At 73.7% G+C, this 17,118-nt stretch carries 19 protein-coding genes; 4 read left to right on the forward strand and 15 right to left on the reverse strand.

Annotated features, from left to right (window positions below; genetic code table 11):
* The 12 genes from MPTA5024_RS43095 to MPTA5024_RS37455 all read right to left on the reverse strand — a co-directional run.
* Nucleotides 1–730, reverse strand: a 730-nt coding sequence (locus MPTA5024_RS43095) for an alpha/beta hydrolase (RefSeq protein WP_036333658.1), incomplete at its 3' end; no start/stop codon positions are given.
* Between the two features lie 34 nt (nt 731–764).
* Nucleotides 765–1,799: an amidohydrolase family protein gene (locus MPTA5024_RS37405; protein WP_036333660.1), complete on the reverse strand. Its 1,035-nt coding sequence runs from the start codon at nt 1,797–1,799 to the stop codon at nt 765–767.
* Nucleotides 1,799–2,323: a 3-hydroxyanthranilate 3,4-dioxygenase gene (locus MPTA5024_RS37410; RefSeq protein WP_036333178.1), complete on the reverse strand. Its 525-nt coding sequence runs from the start codon at nt 2,321–2,323 to the stop codon at nt 1,799–1,801. The genes MPTA5024_RS37405 and MPTA5024_RS37410 overlap by 1 nt, the downstream gene beginning before the upstream one ends.
* Nucleotides 2,320–2,745: a RidA family protein gene (locus tag MPTA5024_RS37415; RefSeq protein WP_036333180.1), complete on the reverse strand. Its 426-nt coding sequence runs from the start codon at nt 2,743–2,745 to the stop codon at nt 2,320–2,322. The genes MPTA5024_RS37410 and MPTA5024_RS37415 overlap by 4 nt, the downstream gene beginning before the upstream one ends.
* Complete coding sequence (locus tag MPTA5024_RS37420; protein ID WP_036333182.1) at nt 2,742–3,524, reverse strand: 2-keto-4-pentenoate hydratase; 783 nt, start codon at nt 3,522–3,524, stop codon at nt 2,742–2,744. The genes MPTA5024_RS37415 and MPTA5024_RS37420 overlap by 4 nt, the downstream gene beginning before the upstream one ends.
* Nucleotides 3,521–4,534, reverse strand: coding sequence for a 4-hydroxy-2-oxovalerate aldolase (gene dmpG / locus MPTA5024_RS37425; RefSeq protein WP_036333184.1), 1,014 nt, complete (start codon nt 4,532–4,534; stop codon nt 3,521–3,523). Before dmpG ends, MPTA5024_RS37420 begins: the two co-directional genes overlap by 4 nt.
* Nucleotides 4,531–5,451: an acetaldehyde dehydrogenase (acetylating) gene (locus MPTA5024_RS37430; RefSeq protein WP_036333186.1), complete on the reverse strand. Its 921-nt coding sequence runs from the start codon at nt 5,449–5,451 to the stop codon at nt 4,531–4,533. Before MPTA5024_RS37430 ends, dmpG begins: the two co-directional genes overlap by 4 nt.
* Nucleotides 5,448–6,248, reverse strand: a complete 801-nt coding sequence (locus tag MPTA5024_RS37435) for a 2-keto-4-pentenoate hydratase (protein ID WP_036333188.1) — start codon at nt 6,246–6,248, stop codon at nt 5,448–5,450. Before MPTA5024_RS37435 ends, MPTA5024_RS37430 begins: the two co-directional genes overlap by 4 nt.
* A complete protein-coding gene (locus MPTA5024_RS37440; protein ID WP_232326811.1) occupies nt 6,245–7,753 on the reverse strand; it encodes a 2-hydroxymuconic semialdehyde dehydrogenase in 1,509 nt (502 codons plus the stop codon). Before MPTA5024_RS37440 ends, MPTA5024_RS37435 begins: the two co-directional genes overlap by 4 nt.
* Nucleotides 7,750–9,084, reverse strand: coding sequence for an FAD-dependent oxidoreductase (locus MPTA5024_RS37445; protein WP_036333190.1), 1,335 nt, complete (start codon nt 9,082–9,084; stop codon nt 7,750–7,752). Before MPTA5024_RS37445 ends, MPTA5024_RS37440 begins: the two co-directional genes overlap by 4 nt.
* On the reverse strand, nt 9,081–10,358 hold the full coding sequence (gene kynU / locus MPTA5024_RS37450) for a kynureninase (protein ID WP_036333192.1): 1,278 nt from the start codon (nt 10,356–10,358) through the stop codon (nt 9,081–9,083). Before kynU ends, MPTA5024_RS37445 begins: the two co-directional genes overlap by 4 nt.
* A 14-nt stretch (nt 10,359–10,372) precedes the next feature.
* Nucleotides 10,373–11,275: a tryptophan 2,3-dioxygenase gene (locus MPTA5024_RS37455; RefSeq protein WP_036333194.1), complete on the reverse strand. Its 903-nt coding sequence runs from the start codon at nt 11,273–11,275 to the stop codon at nt 10,373–10,375.
* 160 nt (nt 11,276–11,435) lie between these two features.
* Between MPTA5024_RS37455 and MPTA5024_RS37460 the strand changes: the two genes are divergently transcribed.
* Nucleotides 11,436–11,912: an Lrp/AsnC family transcriptional regulator gene (locus MPTA5024_RS37460; protein ID WP_036333664.1), complete on the forward strand. Its 477-nt coding sequence runs from the start codon at nt 11,436–11,438 to the stop codon at nt 11,910–11,912.
* Here the strand turns inward: MPTA5024_RS37460 and MPTA5024_RS37465 are convergent.
* Genes MPTA5024_RS37465 through MPTA5024_RS37475 form a run of 3 tightly spaced genes read right to left on the reverse strand, consistent with a single transcriptional unit; the run spans nt 11,898 to nt 13,862 of the window.
* Complete coding sequence (locus tag MPTA5024_RS37465) at nt 11,898–12,929, reverse strand: LLM class flavin-dependent oxidoreductase (protein WP_036333196.1); 1,032 nt, start codon at nt 12,927–12,929, stop codon at nt 11,898–11,900. The two genes, MPTA5024_RS37460 and MPTA5024_RS37465, sit on opposite strands and share 15 nt — an antisense overlap.
* A gap of 26 nt (nt 12,930–12,955) precedes the next feature.
* Nucleotides 12,956–13,297, reverse strand: a complete 342-nt coding sequence (locus tag MPTA5024_RS37470; protein WP_051459159.1) for a TIGR04076 family protein — start codon at nt 13,295–13,297, stop codon at nt 12,956–12,958.
* 28 nt (nt 13,298–13,325) lie between these two features.
* On the reverse strand, nt 13,326–13,862 hold the full coding sequence (locus MPTA5024_RS37475; RefSeq protein ID WP_036333207.1) for a helix-turn-helix domain-containing protein: 537 nt from the start codon (nt 13,860–13,862) through the stop codon (nt 13,326–13,328).
* Nucleotides 13,863–14,102: 240 nt separating this feature from the next.
* On the opposite strand from MPTA5024_RS37475, the gene MPTA5024_RS37480 reads away from it, so the two are divergent.
* The 3 genes from MPTA5024_RS37480 (at nt 14,103) to MPTA5024_RS37490 (ending at nt 17,067) form a co-directional block, all read left to right on the forward strand.
* Nucleotides 14,103–14,390 (forward strand): DUF3311 domain-containing protein, encoded by a 288-nt coding sequence (locus tag MPTA5024_RS37480; RefSeq protein WP_051459160.1) that lies wholly within the window; start codon nt 14,103–14,105, stop codon nt 14,388–14,390.
* Nucleotides 14,387–15,904 carry a sodium:solute symporter family protein gene (locus MPTA5024_RS37485; protein WP_051459161.1) on the forward strand — a complete coding sequence of 506 codons (1,518 nt, stop codon included), beginning with the start codon at nt 14,387–14,389 and terminating at the stop codon, nt 15,902–15,904. Before MPTA5024_RS37480 ends, MPTA5024_RS37485 begins: the two co-directional genes overlap by 4 nt.
* Nucleotides 15,905–16,047: 143 nt before the next feature.
* Complete coding sequence (locus tag MPTA5024_RS37490; protein ID WP_036333209.1) at nt 16,048–17,067, forward strand: LacI family DNA-binding transcriptional regulator; 1,020 nt, start codon at nt 16,048–16,050, stop codon at nt 17,065–17,067.
* The last annotated feature ends 51 nt before the right edge of the window (nt 17,068–17,118 follow it).

Here is a 17,118-nt window from a genome sequence, read left to right on the forward strand (position 1 = left end):
GGCCGCCCGCCGAGTGGCCGGCGACCGCGACACGGGCGAGGTCGAGCGGGAGGTCGCCGGCCACGGCCGCCAGGCCGGAGATCCCCGCCGCGACGTCCGCGGTGGTGGCGTCCCAGCCGTGCCGGTCCGCGCGGCGGTATTCGAGGTTCCATGCGGCGTACCCGCGGCCGGCCAGGTCGACGGCGAGCGCGTCCATCAGGTCGGCGGCCCAGATCGACCGCCAGTAGCCCCCGTGGACGAGCACCGCCACGGGCAGCGGGCGGCCGTCGTGGTCCGGCGGCAGGCGCAGCTCGCCCCACTGCTCGTCGCCCGGGCCGTACGGGACGCGGCGCGCCGGGTGCCGCAGCCGGTGCACGGCGTGCCGGACGGCCCACGCGAGGCCCCCGAGGCCGCGGCCGTGGAGATGCGCGGCGCCGCCCGCGGGCTCGACCGGCCCGGTGACGGCCATGTCGTACCACACGGTCCGCGGCCCGGGGAGGGGATCGGAGATCAGCCGGCGGACGCCGGCGTCGGGGCCGGGCAGGACCACGACCGCGCACGACTCGTCCCGGGCCGCCTCGCCGAGCACGTCCCGCAGCCCCTCCACGCCCGCGACGTTCACCAGCGAGCCCGGGACGCCCAGCCGTTCCCATTCGGTCTCGGCGACCCGCCGGACCAGCGCGGGGTCCGCCACCAGCCCGGGGCCCGCCACCACGAGGACGCGCACCGCCGCCCTGTCGCCACCCGTCACATCGGTTCCCTTCCGGTCGCCCGCCTCGGCTTGCTCATCGGGGCGCCGTCCCCGCGTCGCCCGTCCCGTCCCTCCCGAGGAACCGCAGCGCGTTGCCGCCCAGCAGCTTCGCGCGCTGCCCCTCGTCGAGGAAGTCCGCCGCGCGGACCACCCGCCCGGCCGGGCGCTCTCCCAGCGGGTAGGGGTAGTCGCTGCCGAGGAGGATACGGTCCTCGCCCATCGTGTCCACGAGCAGGCGCAACGCGGCGGGGTCGAACACCACGCTGTCGACGTGGAAGCGGTCGACGTAGTGGCTCGGGGGAAAGGACGACCGGCCGCGGACCAGGTCGCCGCGGCGGTGCCAGGCGTTGTCCGCCCGCCCCAGCCAGAAGGGGAAGCTGCCGCCGCCATGGGCGAAGCAGATGCGCAGCGAGGGCGGCACCCGGTCCAGCACGCCGCCGAGGATGAGTGCCAGGACGGACAGGTGCGTCTCCGCCGGCATGCCGGTCAGCCAGCGGGCCATCCAGCGGTCGAGCCGCGGCCCGCCGGGCATGTCCCACGGGTGCACGAAGACGGGCGCGCCCACCTCGGCGCAGTGCCGCAGGAACGCCTCGACGCCCGCGTCGTCGAGGTCTTTGTCGCCGACGTGGTTGCCGATCTCGACGCCCGCGTGGCCGGCGGCGAGGCAGCGGTCCAGCTCCGCGCAGGCCGCGTCGGGGTCCTGCAGCGGCACCTGGCAGAACGGCACCAGCCGATCCCCGCCGCCCGCGGTGACCTCCAGCGTCAGGTCGTTGAAGATCCTCGACACCTTGACGGCCTGGTCCGGTGAGCGCTCGTAGGAGAAGAACACCGGCGTGGGGGACACCACCTGCACGTCCACGCCGTCGGCGTCCATGTCGGCCAGGCGCGTCTCCGGGTCCCAGCATTCGGCGCCGACGGGCCGGAACTCGGCGTCGCCGACCATGATCATGGCGGCTCGCTCGGAGTCGACGCGCAGCCAGGGCCAGCCGGAGCCGCCGCACCGGGCGGACAGATCCGGCCACCCCTTCGGCACGACGTGCGTGTGCACGTCGACGACCGGCCCCGGCATCAGCCCCTGCCCGGGTGCAGCGCCCCGCACGCGGCGCAGGTGCGGGCGGCCTCGTCGCCGTAGAACTCCTGGAACACCGGCGGCAGGTCGGTGACGATGTCGCGCACCTGCAACTCCACCTCGTGCACGAGGCCGCCGCAGGCAGGGCAGTACCACTGGAACCTCTCCAGCGTGCCCTCCTCGCGGACCCGCTCGACCACCATGCCGATCGAGCCCGCCTCCGGCCGCTGCGGCGAGTGGGGCACGTTCCCCGGCAGCATCCACATCTGGCCCTCGCGGATGTGCACCGTGCGCGGTCCGCCGGGCGTCATCAGGTTGACGTGCATGTCGCCCTTGATCTGGTAGAAGAACTCCTCGTACGGGTCGACGTGGTAGTCGGTGCGCTGGTTGGGGCCGCCCACCACCTGCACGATGAAGTCCGCCCCGCCCGGGAACATCTCCTTGTTGCCGACGGGCGGCTTCAGCAGGTGCCGGTTCTCCTCGATCCAGCCCGGAAAGCTCACCGGCTCCGCGATGTCGCTCATTTCCTGACTCCTTCCGGCAGTAGCGCCACGGCCTGTATCTCGATCAGCAGATGGGGGTGGGGGAGCTGGTGCACCGCCACCGTGGTGCGGGCCGGCCCGGTCTCGTCGAAGTACTCCGCGTAGACCTCGTTGTAGCCGCCGAAGTCGTTCATGTTCACCAGGTAGGCGGTGACCTGCACCAGATCGGGCAGGTCGGCCCCGACGGCCCGCAGGATGTCCCGGATGTTCTCGATCACGGCGCGGGTCTGCACGCGTATGTCGAGCGAGGTGGTGCCCATCGGGTCGGCCTCGGCGCCCGCGATCGTGTTGTCGGGCCGGCGGCTCGACGTCCCGGAGACGAAGGCGAACCCGCCGGCGACCTTGACGTGCGGGAAGCGGCCGCGCGGAGCGGCCTTGCCCGCCACCGTCCGCGCCCCGCTCACGACGCCGCCCTCAGCGAGGCGGTGCCCAGCCGCTCGACCACGGCCCGCACGTGGTCCCCGGCCCGCAGCGGGACCGCGGCGGTCGCCGCCCCGGCGAGGACGACCCACCCCTCCCGCAGCCGGACGCCCCGCCGGCCGGCCAGCCGGACCGCGGCGTCGAGGGCGCGGCGCGGATCGCCGAGGATCGCCGCCGTCGAGCCGGTCTGCACGACCCGGCCGCCGACCTCCAGCAGCACGCCGAGGTTGTCCAGCCCGTCCGGCACCGGCCGCCAGGGGCCGACGACGAAGCCCGCCGCCGACGTGTTGTCGGCGATCACGTCCGGCAGCGAGAAGGAGAAGCCGTCGTAGCGCGAGTCGATCAGTTCGATCGCCGGGGCGACCGCCCGCACCGCCGAGGCGAGGTCGCCGACCGGCTCCCCCGGCTCCGGGCTGCGCGACATGAGGAAGGCCACCTCGGGCTCCACCCGCGGATGGATGTAGCGGCCCAGGTCCACCAGGCCGCCGTCGTCGACCCGCATCCCGTCGGTGAGCCGGCCCCAGATGACCTCGTCGACGCCGACCTGCGCCATCTTGGCGCGGCTCGTCAGCCCCATCTTCAGGCCGACGAGCCGCTCGCCGCGGGCGAGCCGCCGCTCGACGAGCGCCTCCTGCACCGCGTACGCGGCGGCGGGGCCGACGCCGGCCGCAGCGGCGAGCCTGGGGATCGGCGCGGCCTTCGCCGCCGCCTCGTCGAGCCGGTCGGCGAGCTCCTCGACGCCGGGTCGCGTCTGTCGGGTCATCGGGATCCTCCCCGTGCGAGGTCGAGCGCGACGTCGACGATCATGTCCTCCTGGCCGCCGACCATCCGGCGCCGGCCCAGCTCGACCAGGATCTCCCGGACGTCCACGCCGTACCGCTCCGAGGCGCGCTCGGCGTGGCGCAGGAAACTGGAGTAGACGCCCGCGTAGCCGAGGGACAGCGTCTCCCTGTCGACGCGCACGGGCCGGTCCTGCAGCGGCCGCACGATGTCGTCGGCGGCGTCCATCAGCGCGAAGACGTCGCAGCCGTGGCGCCAGCCGTACAGGTCGGCGACGGCGGCGAAGACCTCCAGCGGCGCGTTGCCCGCCCCCGCGCCCTGCCCGGCCAGCGAGGCGTCGACCCGGGTGGCGCCGTGCTCGACGGCGACCACGCTGTTGGCCACGCCCAGCGACAGGTTGTGGTGCGCGTGGACGCCCACCTCGGTGGCGTCGTCGAGCACCTGACGGTAGGCGTCGACCCGCTCGGCGACGTCGCGCATCAGCAGCCGGCCGCCCGAGTCGGTGACGTAGACGCAGTGCGCGCCGTACGACTCCATCAGCTTGGCCTGCCCGGCGAGGCCGGCCGGGTCGTTCATGTGCGCCATCATCAGGAAGCCGGACACGTCCATGCCGTTCTCCCGCGCCCACGAGATGTGCTGGGCGGAGATGTCGGCCTCGGTGCAGTGGGTGGCGATCCGCACGCTCGTCACGCCGAGGTCGCGGGCGGCCCTCAGGTCGGCGATCGTGCCGATGCCGGGCAGCAGCAGCGTGGTGAGCCGCGCGTTCCGCACGACGGACGCGGCGGCGGCGATCCACTCCGCGTCCGCGGCGGCGCCGTGGCCGTAGGTGACGCTCGACCCCGCGAGCCCGTCGCCGTGGGCCACCTCGATGGCGTCGACCCCGGCGGCGTCGAGGACGGCGGCGATCTCGCGGACCTGGTCCACCGTGTACCTGTGGGCGATCGCGTGCATCCCGTCGCGGAGCGTCACGTCCTGGACGTAGAGCTTCCTCATCCGCGTCGCACCTCCACGAGCCGCTCGGCCGTCCGCAGCGCGGCCGAGGTCATGATGTCGAGGTTGCCGGCGTACTCGGGCAGGTGGTGCCCGGCGCCGGAGACCTCCAGGAAGACGGACACCTGGAGCCCGGAGAACGTCCGGCCCAGCGCCGGCACGTACGCCTCGACCGGGTCGAACTGCACCTCCTGCTTGAGGCGGTAGCCGGGCACGTACTCGCGTACCGCGTCCACCATGGCGGCCACCGACCGCGCGACGGCCGCCCGGTCCGCGCCGGCGTCGGGGCACAGGCAGTAGACGGTGTCCCGCATGAGCGGCGGAGGGTCCGCGGGGTTGAGCACGATGATCGCCTTGCCCCGTCCGGCGCCGCCGACCACCTCGATCGCCCGCGCCGTGGTCTCGGTGAACTCGTCGATGTTCGCCCGGGTGCCCGGCCCGGCCGACCTCGACGCGATCGAGGCGACGATCTCGCCGTACGCGACCGGGGTGACCCGGCCGACGGCGGCGACGATGGGCACGGTCGCCTGGCCGCCGCACGTGACCATGTTGACGTTCGGCTCGGCGAGATGCCGGTCGAGGTTGACCGGCGGCACGACGTACGGGCCGACGGCGGCCGGCGTGAGATCGACGACGGTCCTCCCGTGGGCGCGCAGCGCCGCGTCGTTGTCCCGGTGGGCGCCGGCCGAGGTGGCGTCGAACACGAGGCGGACGTCGGCGAACTCCGGCATCGCGATCAGCCCCTCGACGCCCTTGTCGGTGGTGGCCACCCCCAGCCTGCGGGCGCGGGCCAGGCCGTCCGAGGCGGGGTCGATTCCGGCCATGGCGACCATCCGCAGCGACGCCGACAACCGCATGATCTTGATCATCAGGTCGGTGCCGATGTTGCCCGACCCGATGACGGCCACACCGGTGCTCATGACGTCTCCTCCCGATCGCCGAAGCGGGTCCGGACCGACCCGAGGCCGGATATCCGTGCCTCGTAGGCGGCGCCCGGCGTCACCGGCACCATCGGTCCGAGCGCCCCGGACAGCACGACGTCGCCGGCGCGCAGCGGACGCCCGGCCGCGGCCAGGGTCGCGGCCAGCCACGCCACGGCGTGCGCCGGGTTGCCGAGGCAGGCGGCGCCGGCGCCGACCGAGACGGGCTCGCCGGCGTGTTCGAGGACCGCCCCGCACAGCCGCAGGTCGACGTCCGCGATCCGGCGGGGTGTCGTGCCGAGCACGAACAGGCCGCTGGAGGCGTTGTCGGCGACCGTGTCCACGATGGAGATGTCCCAGTCCGCGACCCGCGAGTCGACGATCTCGATCGCGGGCAGCAGGTGGTCGGTCGCGCGGATCACGTCGGCCACCGTCACCTGCTCGTACGGCAGGTCCGCACCGAGCACGAACGCGATCTCCGCCTCCACCCGCGGCTGCAGCAGCCGTCCGAGGTCCGCCTCCGCGCCGTCGTCCACGGCCATGTCCGCGAAGAGCACGCCGAAGTCGGGCTGGTAGACGCCCAGCGACGCCTGCACGGCGGGGTTGGTCAGGCCGATCTTCGCGCCGACCGGCCGCCGGCCCTCCCTCGTCCAGTGCCGCACCTGCGCCTGCTGCACGGCGTACGCCGTGTCGACGTCCCCCTCGGGAAGCAGGCCGCCGCGCAGCGGCGGGCACGGCGTCGCCGTGTCGTACGCCTCGCGCAGGACGCTCGCCGCCTGTTCGATGTCGACGGTCATGACAGGTCCACGCAGACGTTGGTGAGCTCCGAGTAGAAGCCCAGCGAGTGGGCGCCGCCCTCCCGGCCGACGCCCGACGCCTTGACGCCGCCGAACGGGGTGCGCAGGTCGCGGAGGAACCAGGTGTTGACCCAGACGACGCCCGTGTCCAGCCCGGCGCCCGCCCGGTGCGCCCGGCCGACGTCCCGCGTCCAGACCGCCGCCGCGAGCCCGTACGCGCTGTCGTTGGCGAGCGCGAACGCCTCGTCCTCGTCGTCGAACGGCGCGATGTGGCAGACCGGGCCGAAGATCTCCTCCCGGTTGGTTCGCGCGTCCTGCCCGAGGCCCGTGAGCACGGTCGGCTCCACGTACGCCCCGCCGTCGCGCGCGTCGCCGAAGACCGGCACGCCCCCGCCGGCGAGCACCGTGGCGCCCTCCGCGCGGGCCAGGTCGTAGTGGCCGAGCACCTTGGCGCGGTGCTGCGCGGAGATCAGCGGCATGGTGGCGGTCGCCTCGTCGGACGGCCAGCCGAAGGCGAGCTCGCCGGCGCGCTTGGCCAGCCGTTCGGCGAACTCGTCGAACACCGGCCGCTGCACGTAGAGGCGCTCGGTGCACAGGCAGACCTGGCCGCCGTTGGCGAAGCTCGACCGGACCGAGCCCTCCACCGCCGCGTCGAGGTCGGCGTCGGCGAACACCAGGCCGGCGTTCTTGCCGCCGAGCTCGAACGACACGGCCTTCACGCCGTCCGCGGCGGCGCGCATGATCGCGCCGCCGGTCGCGGACTCCCCGGTGAAGGTGATCGCGTCGACCCCCGGGTGACGGGTGAGGAACTCTCCCGCCGAGCCGGGGCCGAAGCCGTGCACGAGGTTGAACACCCCGTCGGGCACGCCGGCCGCCGCCATCACCTCGGCGAGCAGGGTGGCCGACGAGGGGGTCTCCTCGGACGGCTTGGCGACGACCGCGTTCCCGCACGCGAGCGCGGGGGCGACCTTCCACGTCAGCAGCAGCAGCGGCAGGTTCCAGGGGACGACGATCGCGACGACGCCGACGGGCTTGCGCACGGCGTAGTTGAGCGCCCTGCCGCCGTTCGCGGTGACCGTGGTGAACGACTCCGTGGGGGCGGCGGCGATCTCCGCGAAGGCCCGGAAGTTCGCGGCCCCTCGGGGGATGTCCAGCGTCCTCGCCTGCGAGACCGGCTTGCCCGTGTCGGCGACCTCGGCGGCCACCAGGTCGTCGAAGCGCCGGTCGAGCTCCGCCGCGATCGCGCGGAGCATCCCGGCGCGCTCCTGCTCGCCCATCCGGCCCCAGGGGCCGCGCAGCGCCCGGCGGGCGGCGCCGACCGCCGCGTCCACCGTGCCCGCGTCGGCCTCGGCCACCTCGAAGAGCGTCTCCCCGGTGACCGGGCTGACCTTGGGGAACGTCGTCCCCGGGGCGACGAACGCGCCGTCGACATAGTTGCGCAGCAGGCCCGGAGCGCCGGCCGGGCGGCCGGCCATCAGCTCCGGCGTCCACAGCGTGGGGCTCACGGGTTCCTCCTTCCGTTGACGAGGGCGGCGCCGAGCGCGCCGAGCAGCAGCGCCGACCCGGCGGCCGCGGCGCCGAGCATCCTGTGCTGGCGGCGCACCCGGCGCTGCACCTCCGCGTACGGCACGGTCGAGAACGACACCAGCTCGTAGCGGGAGACGTACCGGCCGGGCAGGAGCCGTTCCAGCGCGTGCTCGACCTTCCTGCCGATCTGGAACAGCGGGGATGCGACCTTGTCGCGCATCTCCACGAAGTTCGCCAGCGCCATCCGCGCGATGGCCTCGGTGTTCTCGCGCCGCCGCGACTCGAACAGCGGCAGCGCCGCCGCCCAGTCGCCGCCGGTCTCGTCGAGGCACCGGTCCAGCTCCACCACGTCCTCGAAGGCGCAGTTGGCGCCCTGCCCGTAGAAGGGCACGATCGCGTGCGCGGCGTCGCCGACCAGCCCCACCCGGCCGTCGACCTGCCAGGGCCCGCAGCGCACGGTCCCGAGCATCCCGACCGGGTTGCGGAGGTAGTCGTCCACCAGGGTGGGGGACAGCGACAGCAGATCGGGGTAGTGCGCGGCGAAGTGGCGCTCGATCGCGGCCGGGCTGCTGAGCGACGCGAAGCTGGCGGTGCCGCCCGTCGGCCAGAACAGCGTGCAGGTGAACGAGCGGTCCGGGTTGGGCAGCGCGATCATCATGGACGTGCCGCGCGGCCAGATGTGCAGGGCGCCCGGGTCGAGGGCGAACTCCCCGTCGCGCGGCGGGATGCTCAGCTCCTTGTAGCCGTAGTCGAGGAAGTCGAGGCTCTCGGTCAGCGACCCGTACGCGAGCAGCCGGCCGCGCACGGCGGACCCGGCGCCGTCCGCGCCGAGCACGACCGCCGCCCGGGCCCGCACCTCGCCCTCCGGCGTCTCGAAGGTCATGTCGCCGGTGTCCGGGTCGAGGCCGGTCAGCCGGTGGCCGAAGGCGACCCGCACGCCGGGGAGCCCCTCCGCGGCGTCGAGCAGCGCGGCGTTGAGGGCCGACCGGCTGATCGAGTTGATCGCCCGCTCGCCGTCGAAGCTGTACGGCTGGAAGTCGGGGTTCCCGTGCACCGGGTGGATCACCCGTCCGCGCATCGGCAGCGCCTGGGCCATGACCTGCTTGTCCAGGCCGATCCGGCGCAGCGCGTCGAGCCCGCGCTCGGACAGGGCCAGGTTGATCGACCGGCCGCGCTCCGCCGTCCCCGCGCGGGGGTCGGGACGGCGCTCGTACAGGGCGACCCGGAGCCCGCGCCGGGCCAGGAAGCAGGCGAGCAGGCAGCCGGCCAGGCCGGCGCCGACGACGGCCACCTCGTCCGTGTCACTCATCGGGCCTCCTCCACCGTTCGCGCGAGCGCGTCGGCGAAACGCCAGCAGTCGTGGTAGGTCGAGTACAGCGGCGCCGGCGCGGCCCGCAGGATGTTCGGCTCCCGCGCGTCGGCGATCACCCCGTGCTCGTGGCGCAGCCGCTTGGCCAGCTCGCCCGCGCTGCCGGCGCCGAGCCGCAGCGACAGCTGGCTGCCCCGCCGGGCCGGGTCGCGCGGCGTGATCAGTGTGATCGGCCGGGTGGGCGCGACCTCGTCCAGCAGTCCCTCCAGGTAGCCGGTGAGCCGTTCGCTGCGGGCCCGCAGCGCGGCCATGCCGACCCTGTCGAAGATCTCGAGGGAGGTGCGGACCGGGCCCATCGCGTAGATCGGCGGGTTGGAGACCTGCCACGCGTCGGCCCGGGCCGGGGGACGGGAGACCGGGGCCATCTCGAAGCGGGTGGCCGGCTCGGTGCTCCACCAGCCCTCGAACCGCTGGACGGCGGGGTCGCCGAGGTGGCGCTCGTGGACGAACGCGCCCGCGAGCGCCCCCGGTCCCGCGTTCAGGTACTTGTACGAGCACCAGGCCGCGAAGTCGACCCCCCACTCGTGCAGCCGGAGCGGGACGTTGCCGGCGGCGTGGGCGAGGTCCCAGCCGACGAGGGCGCCGGCGGCCCGGCCCGCGTCGGTGATCGCCGGGATGTCCATGAGCTCGCCGGTGAGGTAGTTGACCCCGCCGAGCAGGAGGAGGGCGATCCGGTCCCCCTCCCGGCGGACGAGGTCCACGACGTCCTCGGTCCGCAGGGTGTCCTCACCCGGCCGCGGGCGGAGGCGCACCACCGTCTCGTCCGGGTCGAGCCCGTGGAAGCGGGCCTGGCTGCGCACCGCGTAGCTGTCCGAGGGGAAGGCGGTGTCCTCGACGACGATGCGGGTGCGCGCGCCGGCGGGCCGGTAGAACGACACCATGAGCAGGTGCAGGTTGACCGTCAGCGAGTTCATCACGACGGTCTCCGCGGGCAGCGCCCCGACCAGCCGGGCCGTGGCGTCCGTCAGCAGCTCGTGGTAGGGGAGCCAGGGACGCTCCGCCTCCAGATGTCCCTCGACGCCGAGCCTCGCCCAGGCGTCCAGGTCGTCGAGCAGGTCGTCGCGGGTGGCCCGGGGCTGCAGGCCCAGGGAGTTCCCGGCCAGGTAGGCGACCTCGCCGTACCGGCCGCCCTCCGCGGGAGGGACGTGGAAGAGATCGCGGTGGCCGGGGTCGGCCGCGTCGCGCCGTCGCGCGTCGTCCTCGGTGAACGTCATCGACTCCGCCTCCCTCAGATGACGGTCCTGGCGGACCAGATTTCCGGGAAGACCACCCGGGCCATGCTGCGCCGCAGCCAGGTGAGGCCCGCCGAGCCCCCGCTGCCCGGCTTCTCGCCCATGGTCCGCTGCACCGCCTTCACGTGCTGGTAGCGCCAGTCGCCGAACTGCTCCGCGAGCTCGGTCAGCGCCTCCGCGAGCATCCTGAGGTGGTCGCCGGGGGTGTCGGTCCGGTAGATCTCCACCCAGGCCGCCTCCACCGCGGGATGCGCCTCGTGCTCCTCGGCGACGTCGCGTGTCAGCAGGGCGCGCGGGATGTCGAAGCCCCGCCGCGCCAGCAGCGCGACGACGTCGTCCCACAGGCTCGGCGCGCGCAGGGTCTCGGCGAGCGCCGCGTGGACCTCCGGCTGCCGGTGGAACGGGCGCAGCAGCGCGGCGTTCCTGAGGCCGAGGAGGAACTCCAGCTGCCGGTACATCGCGGACTGGAACCCCGAGGCCTCCCCGAGCAGGTCCCGGAAGCGGTTGAAGTCGGCCGGCGTCATCCAGCGCAGTCCACGCCAGGCGGCGTTGAGCCCTTCCACGTGGAGCGCGGCCCGCCGCAGCGGGGTGAGCGCCCCCCACACGTCGTCCTCGCGTAACAGCTTCTGCGCCTCGCGCAGCTCGAAACAGGTCAGGCCGAAGTACAGCTCCATGATCTGGCTGATCATGAGGAAGGACATCTCGCCCGTGTCGTCGCTCACGGTCCGCTGCAGGGAGTGCAGCGTGCTCGCGCGCACGTACATGTCGTACGGCAGGCCGTCGGCGAACTCCAGAGTGGGTTCGCCCGCGTTGCCTGCCGCCCTCGTCGTGCGATCCTCGGCGCTTGACGGGCGCAGCGTCGCGGTGCCCGCCCGCGCGCCCCTATCGGTGCTCTCCACGTGTCGGCTCCCCTCAACAGGCGTGATTTATGCGCCCTGAGTGACCCAATGGTCCCTCAACGGGGCAGACACCCGGAAGGAGCAGTTAACGGTACGATGCGCGACAAACCTACAGATGTACGGCCAAAATGCCGCGACGCTTAACGAACCGAAGGTGGTCATGGACGATATGGACTGGGCGCTCCTGCGCGAGTTGCAGGTCGACGCCCGGCTCTCCTTCAGCGAGCTGTCGCGACGGGTGCACCTGTCGCCGCCCGCGGTGGCCGAGCGGGTCCGGCGGCTGGAGGAGTCGGGCGTCATCTCCGGCTACCACGCCCGGGTGGACCTGACGAGGACCGGCTGGCCGGTGATGGCCATCATCCGGATGTCCTGCTACGGCTCCCGCTGCATGCTGCGCGATCCGGCCGTGGGGGAGTGGCCGGAGATCCTGGAGATCCACCGGATCACCGGCGACGCCTGCTGCATCCTGAAGGTCGCCGCCCAGTCGATGGACGCCTTCGAGCGGGTCATCGACCGGCTCGCGCCCTACGGGCAGCCGTCGAGCACGATGGTCCTGTCCACTCCGCTCTCGTGGCATCCGGTCACCCCTCCGGCGCCGCGGGCCGACGACCCGCTGCGGCAGTCACGGGGCGACTGACGCCGGCGCCGGCTCCCGGCGCAGCAGCGGCAGCACCGCGGAGCCGAGCAGGTCGACGCCGCGCATGTCGGCGAGCCCGTGCGGCGTGCCGAACTCCACGCGGCGCACCCCGGCGTCGATGAGGGCCTGCGCCTGCGCGGCGACCTGTTCCGGGGTGCCCGAGAAGGCGAACAGGTCGAGCAGGTCGTCGGGGACGAGCCGGCCGGCGTCCCGGTGCCGGCCCGCGCCGACCAGTTCCCGGACCCGGGCGAGCAGGTCCGCGGGGATCTCGACGGTCGGATCCAGCTCGGCCACCACGGCGAGGTACATGGCGACCTCGGCGCGTGCCCGGTCCCGCGCCGCCGCCCCGTCGGCGTCCACCACGGTGACCGCTCCGAACACGATCCCGACCTCGTCGCCGGCGCGGCCGGCGGCCCGCGCCCCGTCCCGCACGCGGTCCCGGATCACCGCCACCATGGCCGGGTTGGCGCTGCCGCCCACCTTGATCTCGTCGGCGATCCGGCCGGCGAGCGCCGCCCCCTTCGGCCCCCACGCGCCGATCAGCAGCGGCGGGTCGGGCCGGCGCACGGGGTACCGCAGGGCGGTGCCGGGGAGCAGCCGGAACACCCTGCCCTCGTAGCCGCCGGCGTCGCCCCGCAGCAGGCGGTAGACGACCTCGGCGGCCTCCTCGATGGCGGTCAGCGGCCGTGGCTGGCCGAGGCCGACCGCGCCCAGCCAGGTCCCCCTGGCCAGGCCCAGGTACGCGCGGCCGTCCGAGGCGAGGTCGAGCGCGGCGACCTGCCCGGCGATCTCGTACGGCGCCATGGAGAAGGGGTTGAGGCAGGCCGCCCCCAGGCGCACGCGTGCGGTGGCGGCGGCCATCTCCAGCAGGGGGAAGATCGGCGGCTGGTACATCAGGTCGCCGAACACGGTCAGGACGTCGAAGCCGTGCTCCTCGGCGCCACGTGCCAGCCGAGCGTAGTCGCCGGCCCGTTTGTCGCTCTGCAGCCCGAGCCCGATCTCGACGGCGTTCGCCACGGGTTCTCCTCGTCAGGTTGGTACGGTCAGGTCAGGTCGGCGGAGTTCAGCCGGCGCCGGCAGGTGCGCTCCACCCGCATGACCAGGCGCTCCTCGGGGTCGGGGCAGGCGAACAGCGCGTCCTGGGCCAGCCAGTCTCCCGAGGCGAGGTCGCGCTGCTTGGCGGCCAGGAACGGCAGCACCGAGGCCAGCGCGTACACGCAGAAGTGGCGGCCCTCGGGAAGTCGCAGGTGGGCGCTGTCGGTCAGCTCGAAATAGTCGCCCGGCGCCATGCCGCAGACCGACCGTCCCTCGATGCGGTCGACGCTGACCCGCAGGTCGTAGAGCTCCATGTCGCCGGCGCCCTCGGCGCCGTCCTGGTCGGCCATGCCGGTTCCTTCCGTCAGCGACCGGCGCTCAGGGCGTCGGCGGGTTGATGGCGAGCACGATCTCGGCGGGCGCGTCGGACGTGTTGCGGTAGCGGTGCGGCTGGCTGGAGTCGAACGTGATGCTCTCGCCCGCGGCGACGCTGTGCGTCACCCGCTCGAACTCGACGGTCAGCGTCCCCGCGACCACGTACGCGCACTCCAGCGACGGGTGGCTCCAGAGGTCCTCACTGGAGACCTCGCCGGGGGCGAGGACCGCGCGCAGCACCTCGAGCTGACCGTTGCCGGGGGTGAGCCGTTCGTACCGGATCTGGCCGTTGGGCGCGCCGAGGGTCGTCCGCTCGCCGGGCCTGCTGATCCACACCGACGGGGCGGCGGGGTCCTCGAACAGCGAGGCGATGGACTCGCCGAAGACGCCGGCGAGCCGGCGGAGCGTCGTCAGGCTGGGCTCGGTGACTCCCCGCTCCACCTGGCTGAGCAGCGTCGCGGACACCCCCGCCTGCTCGGCGAGGACGCGAAGGCTCATGCCCCGCGCCGTGCGCAGCTCGCGCAAGCGGTCTCCGATCACCCACGCCGCCCTTTCCTACCATCGTCGTGTCACGTGCAGGTTAACTGCACGCGTGGCACGCACCGTAGGGGAGGCCGGGGCGCACGTCAACGGCATGTCGGGCGGGCTTTCTGGCGGTTTGTCACATTTAAGGCCTTGACGGGGCTGCGACGGAGACCCTAGCGTGCCCGCTCAGCGTGCAGTGATGCTGCACGATTCGGGGTCGGCGGCCACGCCGCCGCTCGCACCTTCAGGAGAGTCATGACATCGCTCCCTCCCCCCGAGCGAGCCCCGGCACGCCGGTCCACCGCCCATCGATGGCTGCTCGTGATCCCGTTCGTCTGGCAGGTCGCGCTCGTGCCGGTCGTCAACGACGTGCGGGCGACGCCACTGGAGATCCCGTTCCCCATGCTCTGGCAGATGCTCGGCATCGTCGCCACCTCCGTCGTCATCGCGACCGTGGTCCGGCTGGACCGGGCGGCGGGCGTCGACGACGAGGAGCGCCGGTTCGAGGAGGCCACCGAGACGACCGCGGGCGGGCCGGCATGAAACTCGCCATCGTGCTGGTGATCGTGCTGGGCACCGTGGCCGGGGCCGTCGGGTACGGCCGCCGCGCCAGCGGGACGGCCAGCGTCAGCGAATGGGCGGTCGGCGGCCGGCGCCTCGGCACCCTGATCTTCTGGTTCATGAACGCCGGCGAGGTCTACACGACGTTCGCCGTCCTCGGCATCTCCGGCTACGCCTGGGCCCTCGGCGCCCCCGCCTACCTGGCCTTCTGCTCGGTCTCGCTGAGCTACGCGCTGGGCTACTGGCTGATGCCCAAGATCTGGCGCGCCGGCCGCGCGCACGGCCTGATCACCCAGGCCGACTTCTTCACCGCTCGCTTCGGCGCGCCGTGGCTCGGCGTGGTCGCCGGCCTGGTCGGCATCGCCGCCCTGGTCGTCTACGTGCAGATCCAGCTCGTGAGCCTGAGCCTGATCGTGCAGCTCGCCCTCGGCGGGACCCTGTCGGCGACGGCGGCCGTCGTCGTCGCGGCGCTCGTCATGCTCGCCTTCGTCTACCTGGCCGGTCTCCGCTCGGCGGCGTTCGCCGCCGCCGTCAAGGACGTCCTCATGGTCGTGGTGGTGGTCCTGCTGTCGGCGACGGTGGCCGCGAAGGTGGGGGCCGCGTCGCTGTCCGACGTGTTCCGCCTCGCCGAGCGGGCGCATCCCGGCATAGGCAGGCTGCCAGGGCTCGACCCCGCGTCGCCGACCGGGCCGGTGTGGCTCATGACCTCGGCCCTCAACGTGGCCCTGGGGAACTGGGTGTTCCCGCATCTGTTCCAGGTCTCGTACGCGGCGCGGAGCGGGCGGGCGATCCGGCGCAACGCCGTCTGGCAGCCGCTGTACTCGCTCGCGTACTTCTTCGTCATCCTGCTCGGCTTCGCCGCGCTGACGGCCGGCACCGCCCCCGGCGGCGGCAACCCGAACGCGGCGCTGCTGCAGTTCGTCACCGACCGGTACCCGGCGTGGACCGTGGGACTGGTCGCCGGTACCGGCTTCCTGCTCGCCCTCGCCCCCGGGTCGGTCCTGCTGCTGACCTGCGGCTCGCTCTTCACCCGCAACGTCGTGGCGCCGCTGCGGAAGGACCTCGACGACCGGCGGGCGCTGCTGCTGTCGAAGGTGTCGATGATCGGCTTCGCCGCGGTCGCGGTGTGGCTGACGCTCGGCCGCAGCGAGTCGCTGGTCTCGATCCTGCTCTACGCGTACTCCGCGATCGGGATGCTCGCGCCCGCGGTGTTCCTCGCGTTCCTGTGGCGGCGCACCACGGCAATCGGCGTGCTGGCCGGCATCGTGGCCGGTTTCACCGCCCTGCTCGCCCCCTTCGCGAAGGACTTCTGGGCCGCCCACCTGCCCGACTGGGAGCCGGGACTGCTCGCCATGGCCGTCAACCTGGTGGTCGTCGTCGTGGTGAGCCTGGTGACGCCGCGACCCGGCGAGCGCGCCGTCGCGGTGGGGCTGGCGCTCGGCGCCGACGACGTCGTCGCAGGGGGACCGCCGGAGGTGGTCGCCGGCCGCGCCTGACACCCCGCCGATCTTCCCGGCGTCCCCCGTGCGGATCTACACTCCGGGCACCCGTCGCTTCGCTAACTGGCGGGGAGGCGCGAATTGTGAGAACGTTTGCGCATCTTCGGCTCGGGTCAGCGACGCAACTGGGAGGACGCAGCGTGGTCGTGGACCTTCGCAAGGTCGCCGCGGCGAGCGGGGTCTCCCTCAGCACGGCCTCCCGCGCGCTGTCGGGCTCCGGGCGGGTGAGCGCGGCCACCCGGGAACGGGTCCGCCAGGTGGCGGAGGAGCTGGGCTACCGGCCCAACGCGCTCGCCCGCGGCCTGCGCACGAACCACTCCCGGCTGATCGGGCTGGTCATCACGAACCTCGTCAACGCGTCCCTCCACGTGATCGCGGAGGTCGTGCACGACCGGCTCAAGGCGTCCGGCTACCACCTCGTGCTGTGCATCACCGGCGACGACGCCGGCGAGGAGCGCGCGTACGTGGAGACCCTGCGCGACCACAACGTGGACGGGGTCCTCGTCGTCGGGTCCGACGACGAGGCGGTCCAGTCGCTGCGGGAGACGGACATCCCCGCGATCCACCTCGCCCGGCGGCCGCGCCGCCCGGCGGGCGACTGCGTGCTGGGCGCCGACATCGAGGGGGCCCGGGAGGCCACCCGCTACCTACTGGGGCTGTCGCATCAGCGGATCGCGGTGGTGGCCGGGCCGCCGGCGGTGACGTCCGGCTACGAGCGGCTCGCGGGGCACCGCCTGGCGCTGGACGAGGCGGGCGTCCCCTACCGCGACGACCTGGTCTTCCAGGGGCCTCTGGAGCCCGCCTGGGGCGCGGAGGCGGCCGCGCGCATGCTCGCGCTCCCCGAGGGGAGGCGGCCGACCGCGGTGCTGGTCACCAACCACGAGGCGGCCTTCGGGTTGCTGCCCGCGCTGCGCGAGCGCGGCGTGCGCATCCCCGGCGAGCTCAGCGTGCTCTGCTACGAGGACGCCGACATGCTGCGGTGGTGGGACCCGGCCATCACGGTGATGGACAACAACGCGGCCAGGATGGGCGACCTGGCGGTGAGCCTGCTCCTCGACCGCATCGCCGCGAACCCCGGCTCGACGGGGCAGACGCCGACCGAGTACCGCGTCGGCGCGCAACTGGTGATCCGCCAGTCATGCGTCATAGCCGAATCGTGACCTTTCGACCGGCCGGAACACCCTTGACACCGCATCGGCCGGTGCAGGAAG

It is taken from the genome of Microbispora sp. ATCC PTA-5024 (assembly GCF_000511135.2).
Taxonomy (GTDB): Bacteria; Actinomycetota; Actinomycetes; order Streptosporangiales; family Streptosporangiaceae; genus Microbispora; species Microbispora corallina.